Here is a 22,817-nt window from a genome sequence, read left to right as displayed (position 1 = left end):
GCAGAAAAGGGGGGCATTCTACCTCAACCGGTTTTGGAAGGCATATGAAAGGGCGTCATGTCGCGGACGAATGGGTTTCACGCAAGAGGGGCGTTGCCTGTACTGGCCTCATCGCGGGCAAGCCTTGCTCCCACAGAAGCCCTCGTTCCCTTGTGGGAGCAAGGCTTTCCCACAGAAGCCCTCGTTCCCCTGTGGGAGCAAGGCTTGCCCGCGAGAGGCCGGCCCAGATAGTACAAGGCTTCAGTCGAGCATGAACAACGCATCATTGCTGAACTGCGCTTCAAACCGGTTGGCCGGCATCGGTCGGCCGAACAGGTAGCCCTGGACTTCGTCGCAACCGTGTTCGCGCAAGAAGTCCAGTTGCTCGTGGGTCTCGACACCCTCGGCGATCACCGCCAGGTTGAGGCTGTGGGCCATGGCGATGATCGCCCGGGCGATCTGCGCATCCTGCTCGCCGGACGGCAGGCCGTCGACGAAGGTGCGATCGATCTTCAGCACGTCGATGGGGAATTGCTTGAGGTAGTTGAGCGACGAATAACCGGTGCCGAAGTCATCGACGGCGATGCTCAGGCCCAGGTTTTTCAGCCCGGCCAGGATCTGCATCGCCTCGCTGACTTCGCGCATCAGGATACTTTCCGTCAGTTCCAGCTCCAGGCAGGCTGGCGGCAGGCCGGTGCTGCGCAGGATGTTGGCGATGCGCGTGCCCAACTGGCCATCGGAGAACTGCCGGGCGGAAATGTTGACCGAGACCTTCGGCACCCGGACCTTGGCCTGGTGCCACGTCCTGAGCTGCCGACAGGCTTCGGTGATGACCCAGTCGCCCACGTCCACCACTAAACCGAGTTCTTCGAGTACCGGAATGAAGTCCCCCGGCGGCACCAACCCGCGTCGCGGATGGCGCCAGCGCAGCAGGGCCTCGGCGCCGGTCAAACGTTTGCCATCGCCGCTGAACTGCGGCTGGTAATACAGCACGAACTCGTTCTGCTCCAGGGCGTGGCGCAGGTCGCTTTCCAGCTCCAGGCGCTCCAGGGCGCTGGCGTTCATGTCGGCCTGGTAGAACTGGAAGTTGTTCTTGCCGCGCTCCTTGGCGTGATACATGGCCGTGTCGGCGTTCTTCATCAACTGGCTCAGTTCGTTGCCGTCCTGGGGACTCAGGGCGATACCGATACTGGCGGTGACGAAGAACTCCCGGCCTTCGAGCACGAATGGCCGGACCAGGCTGGCGAGGATCTGCTCGGCCACGGTAATGGCCCGGTTCAACGCCATCTCGCGGCTGGCGCGTGGTTGCAGCAGCAGGGTGAATTCGTCGCCACCCATGCGTGCCACGGTGTCGTCGTCGGCGACGCAGCCGAGCAGGCGCGTGGCCATTTCCTTGAGCATCCGGTCGCCGGCGGCATGGCCCAGGGAGTCGTTGATCGGTTTGAAACGGTCCAGGTCGAGGAACATCAGCACGACCCAGGTCTTCTGTCGCTCGGCCGATTGCAGCGCGGTGTGCAGGCGATCCTGGAACAGCGTGCGGTTGGGCAGGTGAGTCAGGGCGTCGTAGTAGGCCAGGCGATGAATGCGCTGCTCGCTGGCCTTGCGTTCGCTGATGTCGCTGAAGAAGCACACATAACTGGCCAGGTCGCCTTCGTCATCCAGCACGGCGGTGATGCCGACCCAGGCCGGGTAGTGCTCGCCATTGCGACGCTTGAGCCAGACTTCGCCTTCCCAGGTGCTGTGTTGTTGCAACTGCTTGAGCACGTAGCGCAGGTGTGCCTCCTGCTGCTCATCCACGGTCAGCATGTTGGGCAACTGGTCCAGCACTTGCGCCACGGCATAACCGCTGACGCGACTGAAGGCTTCGTTGGCCTGGACAATGTAGCCAGCCGGGTCGGTGATCAGGATCGCCGAGGTCGAGTGCTCGAAGACCGTGGCGGCCATGCGCAGGTCTTTTTCGGCGCGACGCTGCTGGCTGATGTCGCGGCCGACGCCGAGCACGCCTTCGAACGCGCCGTGTTCATCCCACACCAGCACCAGCCGCAGCTCGATGGGAATCTTGCGCCCGTCGGCACGCAGGCAGTCGAACAGGAACAACTGCGTCTGCATCTGGTTGCGCAGCTCGGCCAGTTGGTCGGGCTTGTCGAGGGCCTTGCTGACCCGGTCCATCAGGCTGTAGATGCCCGTCAGTTGTTGCGGATTGGCGATGATCGATTGCCAGCCGTTCTGGAAAATCCAGTCGGAGGTGTAGCCCAGTACCGCTTGCACCGACGGGCTGACATAGTTGAGCGAAAGCTTGTTGTCGGTGGAGAAAATCACGTCGCTGATGCTTTCGGCGAGCATCCGGTAGCGCTGTTCGCTGTCACGCAGCGATTCGCTGGCCTCGATCTGCTCGGTAACGTCCTTGGCCACGCCGATGATTCGTGTCACCTGGTTATGCCGGTCTCGGGCCAGGGCCTGTTCGCGAATGTCGAAGCAGCGCCATTTGCCATTGCGATGGCGAAAGCGCAATTGGCATTGCAACAGTTGCGTGTACCCGCCCCGGCGTTGTTCCTGGCGCAGGTTGTGGTAGTGGTCGGCGTCGTCGCTGTGCAACAGGATTTCCCAGAAGTACTCGCCCATCTGGTGCAGTTCGGTGCGGTCGTAGCCCAGGGTCTGGCCCAGGTGATGGTTGCTGAAGATCATCCGCTGGCTGATGACGTCCTGCACATAGAGATGATCCGGCACGGTGCGCACCACGTCGGACCAGAAACCTTCGCGTTCGAGCAGCGAAAGCTCGATCAGCTTGCGGCTGGTGATGTCGCTGATGCTCAGGATGACCGCATTATAGTCATGCTGTTTTTCCGGCAGGCGCAGCACCAGCCACAGGTGCTGGTCGCGGCCATGGGCGTCCTGGAGCTTGATTTCCAGTTCCAGTTGCTTGTGTTGGTCGAGCAGCGCTTCGAGCAGCTTCGAGCCAACGGGGTTGTTGTCCTGCGCGCCCTTGCCGACCAGCAGTTGCCAGGCCTGATCGCAAGAGTCGACGTTGAGCAGTTTCAACGCCATCTGGTTGACTTCGGTGACGTGAACTTCCTGGCGCAATTGCTCGAGTTGATGAGCGGTTTTCGTCCAGGCGCGCAATTGATCGCCGTTGTGCAGGCCGGCCCGCTCAAAAAAGGCTTTGAGCCCCGACAGGTCGAGCACGCACAGGGCCACGCCGGTGCCTTCGAAAATGTCCTGGTAGCGCCGTCGTCCTTCATGCAACTGTCGCTGGCGCCGACGCATGTTCAAGAGTGCGATCACTGGCAATAACGAAAACGCGAGGCCCAGCAGGCATTTGCCGATGAACGCCGGTAGCAGTTGCTCGATCACCTGGCGACGGTCGAACAGCCCCCGCAGTTGCCAGTCGCTGCTGCTCAGGGGCACTGTCAGTACGGTGTTTTTCAGGTCATCCGGGGATAGATGGGTAGGGCTGCTCGAGGGCAGGCTTTCGTCGCGGCTGATGATCTGCTGGTTGAGACGGTTCTCCACCAGCCACAATGGGCGCAGCCCCGTATCGGCCTGCTTGGTCAGGGTGGAGAAAAAGTTCGGGGTCAGGCGCAGGGCCCAGTAGCCACGGCTGCTACCGCTGGCCTGGTGCAACAATAGATGCACCACGGAGCCGTCTTCGGCATTGCTGAAATAATGCGCCTGGGCCCGACTGCGCCGCACCAGTTCACCCAGGTAATCGGCGTCGTGGCTGTCGGCGTCGCTGTCACTGAGCACTCGACCGGAGGGGCTCAGCAGGGCCAGACTGCGCAGTTCAGGCAGCGATTGCTGGAGTTTGCGAACCAGTGCCTGCTGTTCGTCGGTCGTTTGTGGTTGTTCGACAATCGGTAGCAGGTTGAGGGCGATTTGCGCGTTCAGGGCCATGTTCAGGCTGACCTGTGCGGCAAGATCGGCGGTGTAGTCGATGGTGTATTGGCGCTGTTGCTGTTGGGTTTCGCGCAGTTGATCGAGCAGTTGCCAGAACAGCAAGCCGAGCAACAGCAGCACCAGCGTGGCCAGGCCGCCCTTCAATGTCCCGCGCAGGGGCGAGCCGGGCACGACAGCGGGTGCGCGAGGGGACAGGGGCGGAGTGACGTTGGACAAGCTGTAATCCTGCGGTTTGCTGGACTGGCGCGACGTGCACTATAAGCCGGACGCCCGAAGGGCGGCTAGCATGCCTTGACTTGTGGCAAAGTGCCAGCCCTTGGCGGCTGGACCTTGACCGACGGTTGAGGTAGCTTTGCCGGTCAAACAAGAGCGTTCCAGCTCCAGATTCCCAGGCTCTATCCGCCCGCAGGCATTGATGACCGTCAAGAGCCGGCGCCGCGCATGGCCTGGCTCGTTCTTTTCACCTGTCACTGACGCTAGGTTCACCATGGCTCAATACGTCTTCACCATGCATCGGCTGAGCAAAGTAGTTCCGCCGAAGCGGGAAATCCTGAAAAATATTTCACTGTCCTTCTTCCCTGGCGCCAAGATCGGCGTACTGGGTCTCAACGGTTCGGGTAAATCCACGCTGCTGAAAATCATGGCCGGCGTCGATAACGAATTCGACGGCGAAGCGCGCCCGATGCCGGACCTGAACATCGGCTACCTGCCCCAGGAACCTCAGCTGGACCCGAGCAAGACCGTCCGTGAAGTGGTCGAGGAAGCGGTCAGCGTGATCAAGGACGCCCAGGCGCGCCTCGACGAGGTCTATGCCGCCTACGCCGATCCGGATGCCGACTTCGACAAGCTGGCCGCCGAACAGGCCAAGCTCGAAGCGATCCTGCAGGCCAGCGACGGCCACAACCTGGACCGCCAGCTGGAAGTCGCCGCCGATGCGCTGCGCCTGCCGGCCTGGGACGCGAAGGTCGAACACCTGTCCGGTGGTGAAAAGCGTCGCGTGGCCCTGTGCCGCCTGCTGCTGTCGGCCCCGGACATGCTGCTGCTCGACGAACCGACCAACCACCTGGACGCCGATTCCGTCGCCTGGCTCGAACACTTCCTGCACGACTTCCCAGGCACCGTGGTTGCGATCACGCACGACCGTTACTTCCTGGACAACGTCGCCGGCTGGATCCTGGAACTCGACCGCGGCGCAGGCATTCCGTACGAGGGCAACTATTCGGGCTGGCTGGAAGCCAAGTCCGATCGTCTGGCCCAGGAATCCAAGCAGCAGTCGGCCCATGAAAAAGCCATGAAGGAAGAACTGGAGTGGGTGCGCAAAGGCGCCAAGGCCCGCCAGTCCAAATCCAAGGCACGTCTGCAACGCTTCGAGGAAATGCAATCCCAGGAATTCCAGAAGCGCAGCGAAACCAACGAGATCTACATCCCGGCCGGTCCGCGCCTGGGTGACAAGGTCATCGAGTTCAAGAACGTCTCCAAGGGTTATGGCGACCGCGTGCTGATCGACAACCTGTCGTTCTCCATGCCAAAAGGCGCCATCGTCGGTGTGATCGGCGGTAACGGCGCGGGTAAGTCCACGCTGTTCCGCATGCTGATGGGCAAGGAAACCCCGGATTCGGGCAGCATCGAAATCGGTGAGACCGTGCAACTGGCCTGCGTCGACCAGAGCCGCGAAGACCTGGACGGCAGCAAGACCGTGTTCCAGCAGATCTCCGACGGTTCCGACCAGATCCGCATCGGCAACTATGAAATCCCGTCGCGCACTTATGTGGGGCGCTTCAACTTCAAGGGCGGCGACCAGCAGAAGTTCGTCAAGGACTTGTCCGGTGGTGAGCGCGGTCGCTTGCACCTGGCGTTGACCTTGAAGGAGGGCGGCAACGTCCTGCTGCTCGACGAACCGTCCAACGACCTCGACGTCGAAACCCTGCGTTCCCTGGAAGAAGCCTTGCTGGACTTCCCGGGCGCCGCCATTGTGATCTCCCACGATCGGTGGTTCCTCGACCGCGTGGCGACCCACATCCTGGCGTACGAAGACGACTCGCAAGCGGTGTTCTTCGAAGGCAACTACACCGAGTACGAAGCCGATCGCAAGAAACGCCTCGGCGAAGCCGCTGCCCAGCCGCATCGCGTACGGCACAAGAAATTGGCCTGATACGGTCGGTTGCATAAAAAACGGAGCCTTCGAAGGCTCCGTTTTTTTATGGAAGCAAATCCATTGTGGGAGCGAGCACCGCGAAATCGAGCGAGAGAACGTTGGGGATCGTCGGGTCGATCTCATACAGCAACGCGTAGCCTGCGCCCGTAATTCCCGTCAGCAGACTGACGTCGGGCACCCGGTCGCTATCCAGATAAGGCCCTTCGAAAAACTGCCGGGAGACTTCGTCAAGCGCCTCTCTGACTCTGCCCATGCCTTCAGGATTATCCGAATGCCGATACAAGTCATACAGACAGATCAGATTGCCGAAATCACCATGACAAAGGTTATAGCCCTCGCCAAACCCATGGGCCCAGAGATTGCTCTCGCATCGTCGTATATCGTCGTGCACTGTCTGCCGGGTCGCTTCGTCCAGGGCATCTCCCATCGATTCCATGAGCTGTCGCCTGGCGATGAGGATACCTCCATCACCGTGGCACCACTTGGACGTATGGTCCGCCGGCCCGAGGTTGCGCAGGTCCAGCCAGAAACCATCCCGACTCAAGCGGTTTTCACCCTCCAGCACCTGGATGGCCAGGGGCACCAGAGCCGAATCGCCGGTCACGTCATAGGCTTTGCACAATGCATGGATGACGCCCGAGAGGCCATGGGACAGGCCCGTCAAAATGACGGAGCGATCGCTGCGTCGTAGCAGTTGGCCGTCTTCAATCAGGATTTGATCCTTGATGTACTCGACCATGTGTCGGATGGCCGGCAGCACATCCTTTTGCGCAGACAACGCATGGATATTGGCCAGCAGCGTCACCGTTCCACAACAACCTCCCAGGAAGTCGAACTCATAATTTTCAGGAGGCACTTCAATCAGCTGGGCCAACAGGCCGGCAATTCTTTCATCATGGCTGGCGTCGCCAGTGATCTGGCGACGATTGACGAGCAAATAGATGAAAGCCCCGAGCCCGTGATAGGCGCTGACCGTCAAATCGGTTTTGAAGAAGCCGAAGCGTTGTTCCAGTGAGTACAGGACTTGATCCATGCGCGACAGAAAGACGGGTTGACCACTCACTTTAAACAGGCTCAAGTAAAACAACCCAATCCCGGCGATACCGGAGTAAAGCCCGTGATCCATGGGTGACGGGTATTTTCTGCGTGTCGTGGGATGCGTATGAAAATACAACCAGCTTACGTCCGTTGTTGTTCCCGCTATCGCGAGCTCCTCAAGGCGGGAACTGATGCTCGATATGGCGTCGAGTCGGTCCGCCTGGAGCGTCTTTTTAAGGTCCCCAGGCACCTGCCCGACACGGGGTGGCGGATGTCCAATTGGCTCTGGAAACAAACAGATTTCGAGCAGTGTGCGTTGTAAAGCCCAGTCCCTTCGGGACAGGTTGGCTATCTTTTGAAGACAGCTTTTTATCGGTGGCTCCACGGCTGCCATCTCTATTGTTTCACCCTGTGCGCTCATAAAATGGTTGGCGCTCAGAGGCATGGTGAAACACGGAATGCTGGACCTCTGCAGGTCGGCTATTTCATAGCGAGGAATGCCCATCTTCCGATAGGGTTCTTTCAGGTCTTTCCACAGGGTTGCGAGCAGAAGTTCTCTGTCGAGCATGTTTTGTGTAAAGCGTGGATGACGGATCAGCCCGATAAAATCGGCATAGCGCTGAGAATTTTTGAGCAATACGCGGGTGGTCAGTTCACCGGCGGATTGTTCCAGCATCCGCATGATCTTGTATCGATGAACCATCAATTCCTTATAGGCATATTCAAAGCCTTGGAACAGTTCGGTTTTATAGGCTTCCAGTCCCTTGCGCTCACCCTGCAAAAGCGGCAGGTGTTTTTGTATCAGCTGATGTTCGAATGAGATTTTACGCAAATGATAAAAGCCATCCTCGAAAACCAGCGAATGGCGGGTGGCGATGAATAGCTCTTGCCGACTCAGCCCGCTCTGGTCGTTATTGGGGTGTTGTGAAAAGGGTAGAAAGCCGCTGGAGCATACTGACTGCTGGACCGATTTAAAGCTGTTGGACAATGCACAGCCAGCGGGCAGGTCGCTCAGCAGGTCGCTGGTGGAAGCGGTGAATAAACACTCAAGGTCGATCATGACCGGACTGTTGCCGCACGCAATAATATTCTCGTAGTGAAAGTCGATGCCGTTCAATGCATGAATGACCGCTATCTGCGCGCCCATTTTCTTATAGAACAGTTCAACGTCCGCTGCGTTGTCGCAGGGCTCGTTGTCGATTTTTTCCACCCAGCTACGCCGCTCGCGGCTGAGAATCCTGGGGGCGCGGATGGAGAAACAATCCGCTTTTGTCCATTCATGCAGTTGGCCGAGAAGGCGGTTGAAAAAAAGCGCCTCTCGGCTTGCCCTCGGTTTGTAGACCAATGAAATCGCGCAGATTTTAACCTGACAGACCGTTTCACCACGGCCGTGGGGGTCCCCCAGGCCGAGCTCAATAGCGTCGATTTGTCGAGACGGAACAGAAAATTCAGCTTCCAGCGACTCGATATCGGCAGCGAAGTCGAGAATGACCGCATAAAGATAATTGAGGGTGTCTTCCAGCAGATCAAACAACAATGTCGCCAGCACCGGGTAGGCTTCGAAAAACTCCAGCAGCGGCAATGTGCGCAGCTGTTCGTTGAACGTGCTCAAGTCAATGTCATCGCCGTGGGCGATTTTCGTGTTCAAATAATGGACCAGACTTTGTTCTGACGTGCGGCCAACCCGGGCCAGGACATAGGGTTCCAGGCTTGTAAAAAAAGCGGGTTCATTAATGTATGTTGACGCATGGGAATAGCGCCCATCCGCTTGGAAAATCTCGATGGAATAAAGAAAAAAACGATAGCCAAACCAATAAAAATTGTCTTTGTCGCTCGAGCTTGTGTTCGTTTCCATATTAATGCTGTCAAGTCGAGCAAGCTTTTTCTTCAGGGCGTTCAGGACGGTATCACCGTCGATAGGCAGGGGCTCGTTGTCGAGGGGTGAATTGATATGGGAAACCAGTTGTTCCCTGCCCACTCCAAAGTGATCCAGCAAGGCCTGATCATCAGTATGTAGACGGCTCAGGTTGTTTTCAAAAAGGGCAACGCAACCTTCGGAAGAGAATCCGTACTTCCCTCGCTGATCCAACTTTAAAGCATTGACAAGCATGCCTTGGCTCCTGACATGGATAGAGCAGGCGGTGCCTGCTCTATGTTAACGTTTGTTGCAAGTTTCGATGGTCAGTCAGGCGCTATTAACACCCGATTGTCGAACAGCCAATGTTGGTGCAGGTTCCGAAGGTGTTGCATTCCATCGTCGTTGCCAGGATCTCGCCCGTGTTGGCGGGCGCTTGATAGGCGTTGAATTCGAAGTCGAAGTCACCGGACATGTTCAGGATTTTTTCGCTCATAGGTAGTTCCTCATCAGGTTATACAATTTAATACAGTGACCAGCGGTCAATCGGGTACCGGAAAGCACCCGGGCTGTAGGATGTAATGAAGTTGTTTAGGGGGATTAGGATGTATCAAATACCTGCGCTGCAGGTTTATTGCAGGGTTTAACAAGAACTCGCGGTGCACTCTATGGTGCCGCACTTGATAATGGTCAGCGCCGCTGATTCGATACCGAGGTTGTTCACCTGTTGGTAGGACTTTAGGTCGCTGTCGAAGTCACCAGGCATTGCCGATATTCGTTCGCTCATTATGTATTTCCCTTTTTTGTTGTGCACGGGTTGAAGTGCGGGAAAACAGTAGCACGCTGTTGGTTTAACACAAATTTGTCGTTATAACTTTATGTTGCGGTTACATGTTGCTGCAGGTGTGTAAGTCAGTGTTCTCTAGTTGCAGTTCGACGGAGCTGATGCGCGTTCTTGTCACCGCACCGACAAAAGTCTGTCGACCAGGATCACTCAAGGCCGGTAGCAATGACTTCAATGATGAGATTCCCGGCTGGCCGCTCCCAAGTCACCTCATCCCCTGGCTTGGCCCCCAGCAACGCCCGCCCCAGCGGCGAGCCCCAGTTGATCAGCCCATTGGCCGCATCGGCCTGGTCTTCACCCACCAATTGCACCCGCTGCTCATGATCATGCTCATCGACAAAGGTCACCCAATGTCCGATTCGCACTTGATCGGATGAAGTCGGCGCAACGACCTGGGCGCTTTGCAGGCGCTGCGTGAAATAGCGCAGATCCCGTTCAAGGTCGGCGATCCGCTGTTTGTCCGCCAGCTCCCCTCGGCTCGCCTGCTGGCCGTGCAGCGCCTGCAACTCGGCGACCCGGGCCTGTAGCTGGGCCAGTCCAGTGGGTGTGACGTAGTTGGGTTGCGCACTGACCTGGCGTTCGACCGGCTGGTCGGCCTGGGCAGCGGCGTTATCTTCGTTGACGAAGGCGCGGCTCATGGCATTTGCTCCTCTCCATTGGAGTTTGGGCCATGGTCGCAGGGTTTTGGTTTCGACGGATGTCTGTACGCGACTTACGGCGAGCGATAAGCCCGGGCGGCGTCCTGGTCTTTCTGTTGCTGCCAGGCCCGTTCACGTTCGTCCCAATGGCGTTCGCGATAGGCATTACGCTCTTCGCTCTCGCGCATGGCCTGGCACTGGCGGAAACCATCGTTCCAGCCTTCGGCATAGCGCGGATCCTTGAGGTAACGCGGCACGTCTTTCCTGAATTGGCCGGTGATCACCCCGGCCGCTTGCCGGCCACTGCTGCAACCGTCGTCGTAGCCGTCGGCGAACGCTGGTGGATAACCCCGGGCGATCAGGTCTTCGTGGGTGGTTTCACAGCCACCGAGCAACATCAACACACTCAGGACCACTGCCGCACGCTTCATTTCTGCTTTCCTGCCGAATCCCGCTCATACAAGAAGTCTAGGAGTGGATTCGTCAGTAAGGCGTGAAAGCGCGGTGATTAATCCGTTCGTTGCGCCTGCCTTTGTCAGTAGTGGTACCACTTCACCTCGAGCATCACCTCGTTCTCCGGCGAGGCCAATTGGCTGAACTCCCGCTGTGCGCTCAGGCGCAGGCCCAGGTTACGGGACAATTCCCATTGCTGATTGAGGCTCAGGCTGCGACGCACTTCGCCGTTGACGAAATAATCACCCTTGGCTTCCAGGCTCAAGTTGCCCAGCGGGTTTTTCCACAGCACACCGCTGTTGAAACCGGCAGCCGGGGCGATGAATTGGGCGAAGTCGTTGTTGTGCTCGACCCGCACCGTGCCCAGGGCGAACCCCAGCACCTCTTCGCCCAGCGCCCAGGTGCCACCGGCGCCGCCGTTGACGTGGCTGACCAGGGTTTCGTCGTCGTGTTTGCCTGGCACCCGCTCCAGGCCGCCAGTGACCTGCCAGGACAGCGGTTGCAGCAGCTCGTTGCGTGGGGTCAGGGAGCGAATGGTCGCCAGGTCCAGTTGTTGCACTTGCCAGTCATTGCCTTCGTACTGGCGCAGTTTCAATTGCAGGATTTCGATCTGTGCGCCCAAGGGGAAGCTCTCGGCGTTGTCGTTGAGATCGTGATAAGCCATGCGCAAGCCATACTCGCCGAACGCCCGGTCGCCCCGCGTGCCGAGGCCGGCTTGCCAGGTGCGCGATTGGTGACCGTCTTCGGGCAGGCCCGGTTGTGGGATATCGAGTTCCGGTGCGGGGTTCTGGTTGATCGCCCGCAACAGTTCGAAACTGCGCTGGGCGCGTTGCGGATCGCGCTCCTGGCCGTTGGCGCGATAGCGCTCCAGGCGATAGGCCGCATCGATGATCAGCGCCTGGCGTTCGCGCGGCAGCGCCTTGAAGCCGGGGGCTTGCAGTTGCTGCTGGTCGGCGCTGACTTTCAGTACCCATTGCTGTTCATCATCGCTGAGCGGTTCGGCGCGGCTGAGCAGTTCCCGTTCACGGGACGGTCGATACTGGATGCTTTCCACCAGGCCAGCTTCTTTTACTGCCTTGACGGTGTCGGTGGGAATCGCGGTCAGCGGGAATTGTTCAGTCAGGCGCAGGCTGGGGCGAGCCACTTGCAGCAATTCGAGCAGGCGATAGGAGCAGTTTTCGTCGAAGAAAAAATAGTCGAACTGAATCTGCTTGAGTTCCCAGACGTGCTCGATCATGCGCTCGGTTTCCGCCTGGCTCAGGTTCAGGCGATATTCCCACAGGTCGCGGTTCTCCAGGCTACGGTACTCGGAGAGTTTTTCCTGGTACGGCACCAGGGCGAACAGGCCGGGATAGCCGCCCATCAGGCCCTTCCAGGCATAGAGAATGCTGTTGTCCGAGCCTTCGATGTAGGCGCCGAAATTGATCGCATAGCTGAGCAGGGCGGTCTTGTCGCTTTGCACATCGGCCTGGTCGATGCGCAGCAGGGTGTGGCCGAACATCGAGGAGGGACTGTTCAGGTACGCAGCGGGGAAGATCATCACCGCGCTGTGGGGCGAGACGTCCTTGAACCATTGGTTGAATTCGCTGCAGTCAACGGCCGGCAGATCCGTCAGGTTGAGCTGGGCCTTGAGCCAGCGCGTTCGCGCCGGGTACACGCACTGGGCATGCTGCTGGCCGGCGCTGGCCGGGCCGTACAGGGCTTTTAGCGTGGCGCTCAGTTCACGCTCGGGATGTTCGTTGCCATCGGGCGCGAGGAAGAATTTCTTGTCGCTGATATAGCTGCGCCAACCGCCGAGCTTGGCGGTTTCGTAGTGGCCCAGGGAAATCCAGAAGCGGTCATTGGCCAGTTGCTGCAAACGGTGAGGATCGACATGAGGCGCGGCGGACAGCGGGGCGCACACACAGAGCGCCAGCCAGGCAAGGCGTTTGAGCATAGTCGGCTACTTGGAAAGGCGAAAAATAAAGACCGAAGGGGCCCCAAAAAGAAAACCCGCTCCCCGAGAGGAGCGAGTGGTGTCGAGCTTAAGCTTGAGTGGCGTACTTGGCCAGGCGAGGATCGCTTTTCAGCACGGCCAGGGTGTTGGTATGCACGTCTTCGGCGGTCACGTCAGCCTTGCTGAAGATCTGCTGGAAGTGCTCGTGGGTCACAGCGGAGAAGTGTGCGCGGTCTTCCGGTGCCACGCCCAGTACCACGGCGTAGGTGGTCAGCGCTTCGCCCTGACCCTTGGCCATGTCTTCGGACAGCTCGTTCATCATGCCATTCATGGCCAGCCAGGACTTGCCACCGTAGGTCAGTGCCGCGTTGGTCGAGCAACCGTTGGTGCCGGATGTCATGCCGAAGGTAGCGTTACCGGAAGTGCCGTTGGTAGTGGATGCCAGGAAGTGTGCTGGAGTGCCACGCTGACCTTCGAACAGCATGTTGCCCCAGCCGCAATCCGGGCCGCCCGGCGCCTGAGCCATGGCGTTGATGGATACAGCGGTGAAGAGAGTACCGAGAAGAATCCGTTTCATAGCTATGTTCTCTTTATGTGCATACCGATGGACAGGGTCTGGCACCTCGTTCCTGTTGAGCTAGGCGCCAGTGGGCCGGTTATTGTTCCAGCCGCGCAGTTTGGAGTTTAGGCACGATCCTGGGGTTCCGTGACATTTTGCAAAAACATTACTGGGGATCGCCTGTCTGCTGGGCCCCGCCCGAGGTTTTCCCGTTGACTATGCTTTGGACAGAGGCGCTCCTTGCCAGTCAGGTACAGGCAGCGCCAGAATGCCGCTATCTGCCCCGCCTGATGTAAGGAAGCCCGATGCCTGATCCTGTTGCTGCCAGCTTGCGTCTAGCGCCCGAAGCGCTGACCCGTCCGTTTTCCGCTGAACAGTTCAGCTTCTCTACCACCAATGATCTGGAGCCCTTCCGCGGTGTGCTTGGCCAGGAACGTGCGGTCGAAGCCTTGCAGTTCGGCGTGGCCATGCCGCGCCCCGGTTACAACGTATTCGTCATGGGCGAGCCCGGTACTGGCCGGTTTTCGTTCGTCAAACGCTACCTCAAGGCCGAAGGCAAGCGCCTGCAGACCCCGGCGGACTGGGTCTACGTCAACAACTTCGATGAGCCCCGCGAACCCCGTGCCCTGGAACTGCCGTCAGGCACGGCCGGTGCTTTCATCACCGACATCAACGGCCTGATCGACAACCTGCTGGCGACCTTCCCGGCGGTGTTCGAGCACCCGTCCTACCAGCAGAAGAAAAGCGCCATCGACCGCGCCTTCAACCAGCGCTACGACCGCGCCCTGGATGTGATCGAGCGCCTGGCGCTGGAGAAGGATGTCGCGCTGTACCGTGACAGCAGCAACATCGCCTTCACGCCAATGAGCGAAGGCAAGGCCCTGGATGAAGCGGAATTCGCCCAGTTGCCGGAAGCCGAGCGCGAGCGTTTCCATGAGGACATCTCGGGCCTGGAAGAGCGCTTGAACGAAGAGCTCGCCAGCCTGCCGCAATGGAAGCGTGAGTCCAGCAACCAGTTGCGCCACCTCAACGAAGAAACCATCACCCTGGCCCTGCAACCGTTGCTGGCTCCACTGTCGGAGAAATACGCAGAGAACGCTGCGGTCTGCGGCTACCTGCAGGCCATGCAGGTCTATCTGCTCAAGACCGTGGTCGAGCAATTGGTGGACGACAGCAAGACCGACGCCATCGCCCGCAAGCTGCTGGAGGAGCAGTACGCCCCGAGCCTGGTGGTCGGGCATCCGTTCAGTGGCGGCGCGCCAGTGGTGTTCGAGCCGCACCCGACCTACGACAACCTGTTTGGTCGCATCGAATACAGCACCGACCAGGGCGCGCTCTACACCACCTACCGGCAGTTGCGTCCGGGCGCCTTGCACCGGGCCAACGGCGGTTTCCTGATTCTGGAAGCGGAAAAAATGCTCGGTGAGCCGTTCGTGTGGGATGCGCTCAAGCGTGCCCTGCAATCGCGCAAGCTGAAAATGGAATCGCCGTTGGGTGAGCTGGGTCGGCTGGCCACGGTGACCCTGACGCCGCAGCACATCCCGTTGCAGGTCAAGGTCGTGATCATTGGCGCCCGCCAGCTCTACTACGCCTTGCAGGACCTGGATCCGGACTTCCAGGAAATGTTTCGCGTGCTGGTGGATTTCGACGAAGACATCCCAATGGGCGATGAGAGCCTGGAGCAGTTCGCCCAGTTGCTCAAGACCCGCACTTCGGAAGAGGGCATGGCGCCGCTGACCGCCGACGCGGTGGCGCGCCTGGCGACCTACAGTGCGCGGCTGGCCGAACACCAGGGGCGCTTGTCGGCGCGCATCGGTGACCTGTTCCAACTGGTCAGCGAGGCGGATTTCATTCGCCAACTGGCCGGTGACGAGATGACCGACGCCGGCCACATCGAACGCGCCCTCAAGGCCAAGGCCACCCGTACCGGGCGTGTCTCGGCGCGAATCCTCGACGACATGCTCGCCGGGATCATCCTGATCGACACCGCTGGTGCGGCCGTGGGCAAATGCAACGGGCTGACGGTACTCGAGGTCGGCGACTCTGCGTTTGGTGTACCCGCGCGGATTTCCGCCACGGTGTACCCGGGCGGCAGCGGTATCGTCGACATCGAGCGGGAGGTCAACCTCGGCCAGCCGATCCACTCCAAGGGCGTGATGATTCTGACCGGTTACCTGGGTAGCCGTTATGCCCAGGAGTTCCCGCTGGCGATCTCGGCCAGTATCGCGCTGGAGCAGTCCTACGGTTACGTGGACGGCGACAGCGCGTCCCTGGGCGAGGCGTGTACGCTGATCTCGGCCCTGTCGAAGACGCCGCTCAAGCAGTGCTTCGCCATCACCGGCTCGATCAACCAGTTCGGCGAAGTGCAGGCGGTGGGCGGGGTCAACGAGAAGATCGAAGGCTTCTTCCGCCTCTGCGAAGCCCGTGGGCTGACCGGTGAGCAAGGGGCGATCATTCCCCAGGCCAACGTCGCGACCCTGATGCTCGACGAGAAAGTGCTGGCCGCCGTGCGCGCCGGGCAGTTCCACGTCTATGCCGTGCGCCAGGCCGACGAAGCCCTGAGCCTGCTGGTGGGCGAGCCTGCCGGCGAGCCGGATGAAAACGGCGAGTTCCCGGAGGGCAGCGTCAACGCCCGGGTGGTGGAGCGGCTGCGGGTGATCGCGGAGATGATCAGCGAAGACGACATCAAGGAAGCGGAAAAGGAACTGGCGCAGCAGGCCTTGGCGGAGGCCAAGCCGGCTTAAGCCCTCTGTGGGAGCGAGCTTGCTCGCGATAGCGGAGTTTCAGTCACGGTTTTCTTGACTGTCACACCGCTATCGCGAGCAAGCTCGCTCCCACACTTTTTGGGATTACTGCTAAAAAGTGCCACCACTTTGGCGTCAATATTCACACTATGACCGCTCGGCGTAATCTGGTCTCGAAAACCCGTTGGGCCGGAACTTTTCTTCTATCCTCAGCTCAAGGATAACGAGAGCCATCATCGGATCGAAACAGCCTCTTCCCGAGACTGAAATACCGGATCTACCGAGGGGCGCCGCCATGTCGCGCAACCTTTGCCTCACTCGTCAATGCCTGGGCCTTGTCACCCGTATCGAATGCGCCATCCGCCCCCTGGCGGGAGATACCGGTATGTGGACCTTGCTCTTCGCCGCCGGAATGGCTGGCGAGCAACCCTCCGCCATCAAGGCCCAGGGGCCATTTCCCGGCCCGACTGCCGCCGAATCCATCCTCGATACCATTGTGCAAAGCCTGACCTTGCACGGCTATGAGCTGGCCGACGACCCGCAGATCTGGTCCCTGCACATGCAAGCCCAACTGCGTGAAATCAATGGAGGCCGTTGTCGCAATGTCGGCGGTTTCGAATTTCGTCCGCTGCATTGAAGGTCATCACCGCACGGGCACCGGCAGTAAAGTTTTGACACAAGGGCAGGGACCAGGGAGGGTCCCGGCATTTGTGGGGCTGGTCATGGCTGATATACTCGCCGCGATTTTTCAGCCCTGGTGTGAGATTCAATGGAACGCTTTATCGAAAACGCAATGTACGCCTCCCGTTGGCTGCTGGCGCCGATCTACTTCGGGCTGTCCCTGGGCTTGCTGGCCCTGGCGCTGAAATTCTTCCAGGAAGTCTTTCACGTCATCCCCAACGTGTTTTCCATGGCCGAGTCCGATCTGATCCTGGTGCTGCTGTCGTTGATCGACATGGCGCTGGTGGGCGGCCTGCTGGTGATGGTGATGATTTCCGGCTACGAGAACTTCGTTTCGCAGCTGGATATCGCCGACGACAAGGAAAAGCTCAACTGGCTGGGCACCATGGACTCTTCGTCGTTGAAGATGAAAGTCGCTGCCTCGATCGTGGCCATTTCCTCCATCCACCTGCTGCGCATCTTCATGGACGCCAAGAACGTCGATCCCGAGCACCTGATGTGGTACGTGATCATCCACATGACCTTCGTGGTCTCGGCATTTGCCATGGGCTACCTGGACAAACTGACCAAGCACTGAGGTCCGTTCACCGCGCTGGCGCAACGCCCGCCTGTCGAGTTGCAGGCGGGCGTTGTCGTTTTCGGCGGATGGCTTTGGCACAGGGGGCTCGTCACCCGTCGTGGCATCTGTGCTAGTCTGCTCGCCCTTTTGGTTCCGGGCGCTCCGGGAGGCGCTGTGGCACACACGGCAATTCTCGAGCCGTCCGCACAGCGGAGCAGCATCATGTCCGAAGTTAACCTGTCCACCGACGAAACCCGCGTCAGCTACGGCATTGGCCGTCAGTTGGGCGACCAACTGCGCGACAACCCGCCACCGGGCGTGAGCCTGGACGCCATCCTGGCCGGCCTGACCGACGCGTTCGCCGGCAAGCCAAGCCGCGTGGGCCAGGACGAGATGTCCGCCAGCTTCAAGGTCATTCGTGAAATCATGCAAGCCGAAGCCGCTGCCAAGGCTGAAGCCGCCGCTGGCGAAGGCCGTGCGTTCCTGGCCGAAAACGCCAAGCGTGAAGGCATCACCACCCTGGCGTCCGGCCTGCAATTCGAAGTACTGACCCAAGGTGAAGGCGCCAAGCCGACCCGTGAAGACCAGGTGCGTACCCATTACCACGGCACCCTGATCGACGGCACCGTGTTCGACAGCTCCTACGATCGTGGCCAGCCAGCCGAATTCCCGGTAGGCGGCGTGATCCCAGGCTGGACCGAAGCCCTGCAACTGATGAACGCCGGCAGCAAATGGCGCCTGTACGTGCCGAGCGAACTGGCTTACGGCGCTCAAGGCGTTGGCAGCATTCCGCCGCACAGCGTGCTGGTGTTTGACGTCGAGTTGTTGGACGTACTGTAAGACCCTGTCCGGTTTTACTGCCGGACAAAAAACTGCGGGAGCGAGCTTGCTCGCGAAAGCGGAGAGTCAGTCGACACTTTCGTGACTGATACACCGCCATCGCGAGCAAGCTCGCTCCCACATGATTTCTACGCTCATCCGTGGAACCTGCCGCTGAAATCACCCGTAGGGCGCAACGCCCGGGCGTAGCAGAACAGGAACAGATTGCGCACCAGTTCCTTGAGCACCAACGGTTCGCTGGAATTGAGGCTGTTGAGGTCCAGATCCCCCTGGTCCTGCAGCTCGTTCAAGGCTTCTTCTTCAAGCACCGCACAGACTTCCCCGGTTTCCCGATGCAGGATCCTGAGGTAGGGATGTGGGCGGTCCAGCCAGGCATCGATCAAATAAGTCATGGTTCTCATCTCCTTGATGGGGTTCGATGAGAATAATTCTTATTCGCTAAATAGCAAGTCTCTATTGGCGTTGCGATTGTTTTTCTGACGATGGGTTATGGCAGCTCAGGACGGCTGGCACTTGGCTAATGTCCGGGAAATGGGGGCGAAGCGCAGAGGACGAAGCCCCATCCCACACGCGGGGCGTGGGATGGGATACAGCAGAATCAGACTTTTCTGACGAACTCGGATTTGAGTTTCATCGGGCCGATGCCGTCGATCTTGCAGTCGATGTCGTGGTCGCCATCGCACAGGCGGATGTTCTTGACCTTAGTGCCGACCTTGACCACCAGCGACGTGCCCTTGACCTTGAGGTCCTTGATCACGGTGATGGTGTCGCCGTCCTGCAGGACGTTGCCGACCGAATCTTTCTTCACGGTATCGTCGGAAACTGTTTCAGCTTCGCCGCTGGCGGACCATTCGTGGGCACACTCCGGGCAGACCAGTTGAGTACCGTCTTCGTAGGTGTATTCGGAATTGCATTTCGGGCAGGGAGGCAACGTGCTCACTAAGGTTCCTTGGGTATCAGGAGGGTAAAAGGGCGCACATTATATAGGGTTTTGTTGCGAAAGAGGGGCGGTGCTGCGTTCGGAGATTCTGTGGCGAGGGGATTTGTGGGAGTAAAGCTTGCCCGCGATGGCGACTATGCGATCCTTCAGAAACCGAGTCGCCGGTATCGCGGGCAAGCCTTGCTCCCACAAAAAGCCCCTTGTGGATCAGTGGGTACGAGCGACCGCAAACTCGCTTAGCTCCACCAGCGCATCGCGGTATTCGCTGGGTGGCAGGGCGTCGAGGCATTTGATCGCGCGGGCAACGTAGTCCCGGGCCAGGTTCGCGGTGTAGTCCAGCGAGCCGGATGCTTCGACCGCGACACGGATGCTTTCCAGGTCTTCGATCCCGCCTTTCTGGATCGCCTGGCGTACCAGCGCCGCCTGTTCAGGCGTGCCCTCGCGCATGGTGTAGATCAGCGGCAGGGTCGGCTTGCCTTCGGCCAGGTCGTCACCGACGTTCTTGCCCAGGGTCTCGGCGTCGCCCTTGTAGTCGAGCAGGTCGTCCACCAGCTGGAAAGCCACGCCCAGGTGGTCGCCGAAGGTGCGCAACGCTTCGCTCTGCTCGGCGCTGGCACCGGCCAGGGCCGCGGCGCTGTGGGTCGAGGCTTCGAAGAGCATCGCGGTCTTGCCGCGGATGACTTCCATGTAGGTTTCTTCGGTGGTGCTGGCATCGCGCACCTTGGACAACTGCAGCACTTCGCCTTCGGCGATGATGCGCGTGGCCTGGGACAGGATTTTCATCACCGGCATCGAGCCCAGCTCGACCATCATTTCGAACGAGCGCGAATACAGGAAGTCGCCCACCAGCACGCTGGGAGCATTGCCCCACATGGCGTTGGCGGTCGAACGGCCACGCCGCATGCCGGACATGTCGACCACGTCGTCGTGCAGCAGGGTCGCGGTGTGCAGGAACTCGATGGTGGCGGCCAGCAGGCGCATGTCGTCGCCTTCGCGACCCAGGGCCTTGCCGCACAACAGCACCAATAAAGGACGCAGGCGTTTACCGCCAGCCGATGTGATGTAGTCGCCGATTTTCGATACCAGCGGCACTCGGGAAGTCAGCTGCTTCTTGATGATGCCGTCGACGGCGCTAAAATCGTCCGCCACCGCGCGGTAGAAAGCTTGGGGTTGCATCAGCGACAGGTGCTCCAGAAGGGTTGCGCGGCATGCTAGGACCCCCACCCAGGCCTGTCAAGGCGCGATGGACGGCTACTTGCAAGGCTGTTGCGCCTTGCGTACAATCGCGCACCCTGAACTTCCTGGGCAGCACCTGCCTTACGCAATTGCATCAGGGCCTTCCAGCCCATGCAGCCATGCCAGCCAATACCTCTTCTTATAAAGCGCTGGGTGAGCAGGATTATCGGAGAAATACCATGTCGTACGCAGTAATTGTTACTGGTGGCAAGCAATACAAGGTCGCCCCAGGTGAATACCTGAAGATCGAAAAACTGGAAATCGCTACCGGCGAATCCGTGACTTTTGATCGCGTTCTGTTGGTCGCCAATGGCGACGACGTGAATATCGGTGCTCCAGTTGTTGCTGGCGCTACCGTTGTGGCTGAAGTGATCTCCCAAGGTCGTCACGATAAAGTCCGCATCATCAAGTTCCGTCGCCGTAAGCACCACATGAAGCGTATGGGCCACCGCCAGTGGTACACCGAGATCAAAATCACCGGTATTCAGGCTTAATTTCAGCCTAATTCCTCACTAGGAGAATTGAACTCATGGCACACAAAAAAGCTGGTGGTAGTACCCGTAACGGTCGCGACTCAGAAGCCAAACGCCTTGGCGTGAAGATGTATGGCGGCCAGAAAATCATTCCGGGCAACATCATCGTGCGTCAGCGCGGCACCCAATTCCACGCCGGTTACGGTGTTGGCATGGGTAAAGATCACACCCTCTTCGCGAAAATCGAAGGCGTGATCAAGTTTGAAGTAAAGGGCGCGTTCAACCGCCGTTACGTGAGCGTTGTCGCAGCTTAATTGCGAGATCGCTGGAAAAGCCCTGTCTTGCGACGGGGCTTTTTCGTTTGTGGGGTGAGTCTCTTGCAAAACTGTTTGTATGGGCTGTCGGCGCTGCGGTTGGGGCGTGTCATCAGGTCGCTGCGCTCATTTTTGCAAGAGTCTTATGTCTTGTTTTTTTGGCTCGTCCGTATGGCGAGAGGCGTGTGTCATGAAGTTTGTTGATGAAGTATCGATTCGAGTAAAGGCCGGCGACGGCGGCAATGGTTGCATGAGTTTCCGTCGGGAAAAGTTCATTGAAAACGGTGGCCCGAACGGCGGTGACGGGGGCGACGGCGGCTCGATCTACATGCTCGCCGACGAAAACCTCAACACCCTGGTGGACTACCGTTACACCCGGCACTTCGATGCCGAGCGTGGCTCCAACGGCGGCAGTACCGACTGCACCGGCAAGAAGGGCGAAGACCTGATCCTGCGCGTGCCAGTCGGCACCACGGTGATCGATTCGGCTACCCAGGAAGTGATTGGCGACCTGACCAAGGCTGGCCAGCGTCTGCTGGTCGCCCATGGCGGTTGGCACGGTCTGGGCAACACCCGTTTCAAATCCAGTACCAACCGTGCGCCGCGCCAGACCACGCCAGGCAAGCCAGGCGAGCAGCGTGACCTGAAGCTGGAAATGAAGGTGCTGGCCGACGTGGGCCTGCTGGGCCTGCCGAACGCCGGTAAAAGTACTTTCATTCGCTCGGTGTCGGCGGCCAAGCCGAAAGTGGCCGATTACCCGTTCACCACCCTGGTGCCGAACCTGGGCGTTGTCAGTGTCGACCGCTGGAAGAGCTTCGTGGTCGCGGACATCCCGGGGCTGATCGAAGGCGCTTCCGATGGCGCCGGCCTGGGGATTCGTTTCCTCAAGCACTTGTCCCGTACCCGCCTGTTGTTGCACCTCGTGGACATGGCGCCGCTGGATGAGACCGATGCCGCCGATGCTGCTGAGGTCATCGTCAGCGAACTGACCAAGTTCAGTCCGGCCCTGGCCGAGCGCGACCGTTGGCTGGTACTGAACAAGTGCGACCAGATCCTTGAAGAAGAGCATGAGGAGCGGGTCAAGGAAATCGTCGATCGCCTGGAGTGGGAAGGTCCGGTCTACGTGATCTCGGCCATCGCCAAAGAAGGCACCGAGCGCCTGTGCCACGACATCATGCGTTACCTGGAAGATCGCGCCGACCGCCTGGCCAACGATCCGGCCTACAAGGAAGAGCTGGCCGAGCTCGACCAGCGCATCGAAGACGAGGCCCGTGCCCAGTTGCAGGCGCTGGACGATCAGCGTGCCCTGCGTCGCAGTGGCGTCAAGTCGGTCCATGACATCGGTGACGACGATTGGGACGAAGAAGATGTGGATGACGAGGACGGTCCGGAAATCATCTACGTCCGCGACTGATCTTGTGCTGATGCCACTCAGTTGAGGCTAAGGCCTCCTATGTGAGCGAATCTGTGGGAGCAAAGCTTACTCGCGATAGCGATTTTACAGCCAGCAAAGGTGTTGGATGTGACGGCGTAATCGCGAGCAAGCTTTGCTCCCACAAGCTCGCCCCCCACAGGGATTCTCAGGTGGCTGGCATGGGGCAGGTTTAACTGGTCCAGTGCGGTGTTATCATCGCAGCCAGCCGGTTTCCAAGGCGCCGCTCATTCGAGCGGCGTTTTGG

General features: G+C 59.4%; 18 protein-coding genes. 8 read left to right on the top strand and 10 right to left on the bottom strand.

What is annotated here, in order from left to right; genetic code table 11:
* Window positions 1-240: 240 nt before the first annotated feature.
* Entirely contained in the window at window positions 241-4,089 is a 3,849-nt protein-coding gene (locus HU749_RS25725) for a sensor domain-containing protein (protein WP_186652362.1), read from the bottom strand.
* Window positions 4,090-4,360: 271 nt separating this feature from the next.
* On the opposite strand from HU749_RS25725, the gene ettA reads away from it, so the two are divergent.
* Window positions 4,361-6,025, top strand: a complete 1,665-nt coding sequence (gene ettA, locus HU749_RS25720) for an energy-dependent translational throttle protein EttA (protein WP_013694244.1) — start codon at window positions 4,361-4,363, stop codon at window positions 6,023-6,025.
* Window positions 6,026-6,071: 46 nt separating this feature from the next.
* Here ettA and lanM read toward each other — a convergent pair whose 3' ends face one another.
* From lanM to HU749_RS25690, 6 genes are all read right to left on the bottom strand, one after another.
* Window positions 6,072-9,176 carry a type 2 lanthipeptide synthetase LanM gene (gene lanM, locus HU749_RS25715; protein ID WP_186652364.1) on the bottom strand — a complete coding sequence of 1,035 codons (3,105 nt, stop codon included), beginning with the start codon at window positions 9,174-9,176 and terminating at the stop codon, window positions 6,072-6,074.
* Between the two features lie 85 nt (window positions 9,177-9,261).
* Entirely contained in the window at window positions 9,262-9,417 is a 156-nt protein-coding gene (locus HU749_RS25710) for a hypothetical protein (protein WP_018601025.1), read from the bottom strand.
* A gap of 494 nt (window positions 9,418-9,911) precedes the next feature.
* The gene (locus tag HU749_RS25705; protein WP_186652367.1) at window positions 9,912-10,403 is read right to left on the bottom strand and encodes a GreA/GreB family elongation factor; all 492 of its coding nucleotides are present in this window, start codon (window positions 10,401-10,403) and stop codon (window positions 9,912-9,914) included.
* A 74-nt stretch (window positions 10,404-10,477) separates the two neighbouring features.
* On the bottom strand, window positions 10,478-10,834 hold the full coding sequence (locus HU749_RS25700) for a hypothetical protein (protein ID WP_186652369.1): 357 nt from the start codon (window positions 10,832-10,834) through the stop codon (window positions 10,478-10,480).
* A gap of 104 nt (window positions 10,835-10,938) precedes the next feature.
* Window positions 10,939-12,792 (bottom strand): Lnb N-terminal periplasmic domain-containing protein, encoded by a 1,854-nt coding sequence (locus HU749_RS25695; RefSeq protein WP_079302687.1) that lies wholly within the window; start codon window positions 12,790-12,792, stop codon window positions 10,939-10,941.
* A gap of 88 nt (window positions 12,793-12,880) precedes the next feature.
* Window positions 12,881-13,369: a DUF3015 domain-containing protein gene (locus tag HU749_RS25690; RefSeq protein WP_003185616.1), complete on the bottom strand. Its 489-nt coding sequence runs from the start codon at window positions 13,367-13,369 to the stop codon at window positions 12,881-12,883.
* Window positions 13,370-13,656: 287 nt separating this feature from the next.
* Here HU749_RS25690 and HU749_RS25685 point away from each other — a divergent pair, with 287 nt between their 5' ends.
* The 4 genes from HU749_RS25685 to bamJ all read left to right on the top strand — a co-directional run bounded on the left by HU749_RS25685 (window position 13,657) and on the right by bamJ (window position 18,175).
* Window positions 13,657-16,095 (top strand): Lon protease family protein, encoded by a 2,439-nt coding sequence (locus HU749_RS25685; protein ID WP_014340288.1) that lies wholly within the window; start codon window positions 13,657-13,659, stop codon window positions 16,093-16,095.
* Window positions 16,096-16,390: 295 nt separating this feature from the next.
* Window positions 16,391-16,732: a PA4575 family protein gene (locus HU749_RS25680; RefSeq protein WP_013694243.1), complete on the top strand. Its 342-nt coding sequence runs from the start codon at window positions 16,391-16,393 to the stop codon at window positions 16,730-16,732.
* A gap of 132 nt (window positions 16,733-16,864) precedes the next feature.
* Window positions 16,865-17,353, top strand: a complete 489-nt coding sequence (locus HU749_RS25675) for a TIGR00645 family protein (protein WP_014340287.1) — start codon at window positions 16,865-16,867, stop codon at window positions 17,351-17,353.
* 204 nt (window positions 17,354-17,557) lie between these two features.
* Window positions 17,558-18,175, top strand: a complete 618-nt coding sequence (gene bamJ / locus HU749_RS25670) for a BamJ family beta-barrel-assembly machinery protein (RefSeq protein WP_003205746.1) — start codon at window positions 17,558-17,560, stop codon at window positions 18,173-18,175.
* A gap of 134 nt (window positions 18,176-18,309) precedes the next feature.
* On the opposite strand, the gene HU749_RS25665 is transcribed toward bamJ, so the two are convergent.
* The 3 genes from HU749_RS25665 to HU749_RS25655 all read right to left on the bottom strand — a co-directional run bounded on the left by HU749_RS25665 (window position 18,310) and on the right by HU749_RS25655 (window position 20,291).
* Entirely contained in the window at window positions 18,310-18,567 is a 258-nt protein-coding gene (locus HU749_RS25665; protein ID WP_003205743.1) for a PA4570 family protein, read from the bottom strand.
* A 206-nt stretch (window positions 18,568-18,773) separates the two neighbouring features.
* Entirely contained in the window at window positions 18,774-19,115 is a 342-nt protein-coding gene (locus HU749_RS25660) for a zinc ribbon domain-containing protein YjdM (RefSeq protein ID WP_003205741.1), read from the bottom strand.
* A gap of 207 nt (window positions 19,116-19,322) precedes the next feature.
* On the bottom strand, window positions 19,323-20,291 hold the full coding sequence (locus HU749_RS25655; protein WP_018601012.1) for a polyprenyl synthetase family protein: 969 nt from the start codon (window positions 20,289-20,291) through the stop codon (window positions 19,323-19,325).
* A gap of 239 nt (window positions 20,292-20,530) precedes the next feature.
* Between HU749_RS25655 and rplU the strand changes: the two genes are divergently transcribed.
* From rplU to cgtA, 3 genes are all read left to right on the top strand, one after another.
* Complete coding sequence (gene rplU, locus HU749_RS25650) at window positions 20,531-20,845, top strand: 50S ribosomal protein L21 (protein ID WP_003176051.1); 315 nt, start codon at window positions 20,531-20,533, stop codon at window positions 20,843-20,845.
* Window positions 20,846-20,880: 35 nt separating this feature from the next.
* The gene (gene rpmA, locus HU749_RS25645; RefSeq protein ID WP_003176049.1) at window positions 20,881-21,138 is read left to right on the top strand and encodes a 50S ribosomal protein L27; all 258 of its coding nucleotides are present in this window, start codon (window positions 20,881-20,883) and stop codon (window positions 21,136-21,138) included.
* A gap of 190 nt (window positions 21,139-21,328) precedes the next feature.
* Window positions 21,329-22,552 carry an Obg family GTPase CgtA gene (gene cgtA, locus HU749_RS25640; protein WP_046065057.1) on the top strand — a complete coding sequence of 408 codons (1,224 nt, stop codon included), beginning with the start codon at window positions 21,329-21,331 and terminating at the stop codon, window positions 22,550-22,552.
* Window positions 22,553-22,817 lie beyond the last annotated feature (265 nt).

This window comes from Pseudomonas ogarae (genome assembly GCF_014268695.2).
Classification (GTDB): domain Bacteria; phylum Pseudomonadota; class Gammaproteobacteria; order Pseudomonadales; family Pseudomonadaceae; genus Aquipseudomonas; species Aquipseudomonas kilonensis.
Note: the sequence above shows the minus strand (reverse complement) of the source record. Positions and strands in the feature narration are given on the sequence as shown.

Coding starts and splice junctions, on each gene's coding strand:
- ettA (WP_013694244.1), top strand. CDS start 4,361: ATGGCTCAATACGTCTTCACCATGCATCGGCTGAGCAAAGTAGTTCCG.
- lanM (WP_186652364.1), bottom strand. CDS start 9,176: ATGCTTGTCAATGCTTTAAAGTTGGATCAGCGAGGGAAGTACGGATTC.
- HU749_RS25710 (WP_018601025.1), bottom strand. CDS start 9,417: ATGAGCGAAAAAATCCTGAACATGTCCGGTGACTTCGACTTCGAATTC.
- HU749_RS25705 (WP_186652367.1), bottom strand. CDS start 10,403: ATGAGCCGCGCCTTCGTCAACGAAGATAACGCCGCTGCCCAGGCCGAC.
- HU749_RS25700 (WP_186652369.1), bottom strand. CDS start 10,834: ATGAAGCGTGCGGCAGTGGTCCTGAGTGTGTTGATGTTGCTCGGTGGC.
- HU749_RS25695 (WP_079302687.1), bottom strand. CDS start 12,792: ATGCTCAAACGCCTTGCCTGGCTGGCGCTCTGTGTGTGCGCCCCGCTG.
- HU749_RS25690 (WP_003185616.1), bottom strand. CDS start 13,369: ATGAAACGGATTCTTCTCGGTACTCTCTTCACCGCTGTATCCATCAAC.
- HU749_RS25685 (WP_014340288.1), top strand. CDS start 13,657: ATGCCTGATCCTGTTGCTGCCAGCTTGCGTCTAGCGCCCGAAGCGCTG.
- HU749_RS25680 (WP_013694243.1), top strand. CDS start 16,391: ATGTCGCGCAACCTTTGCCTCACTCGTCAATGCCTGGGCCTTGTCACC.
- HU749_RS25675 (WP_014340287.1), top strand. CDS start 16,865: ATGGAACGCTTTATCGAAAACGCAATGTACGCCTCCCGTTGGCTGCTG.
- bamJ (WP_003205746.1), top strand. CDS start 17,558: ATGTCCGAAGTTAACCTGTCCACCGACGAAACCCGCGTCAGCTACGGC.
- HU749_RS25665 (WP_003205743.1), bottom strand. CDS start 18,567: ATGACTTATTTGATCGATGCCTGGCTGGACCGCCCACATCCCTACCTC.
- HU749_RS25655 (WP_018601012.1), bottom strand. CDS start 20,291: ATGCAACCCCAAGCTTTCTACCGCGCGGTGGCGGACGATTTTAGCGCC.
- rplU (WP_003176051.1), top strand. CDS start 20,531: ATGTCGTACGCAGTAATTGTTACTGGTGGCAAGCAATACAAGGTCGCC.
- rpmA (WP_003176049.1), top strand. CDS start 20,881: ATGGCACACAAAAAAGCTGGTGGTAGTACCCGTAACGGTCGCGACTCA.
- cgtA (WP_046065057.1), top strand. CDS start 21,329: ATGAAGTTTGTTGATGAAGTATCGATTCGAGTAAAGGCCGGCGACGGC.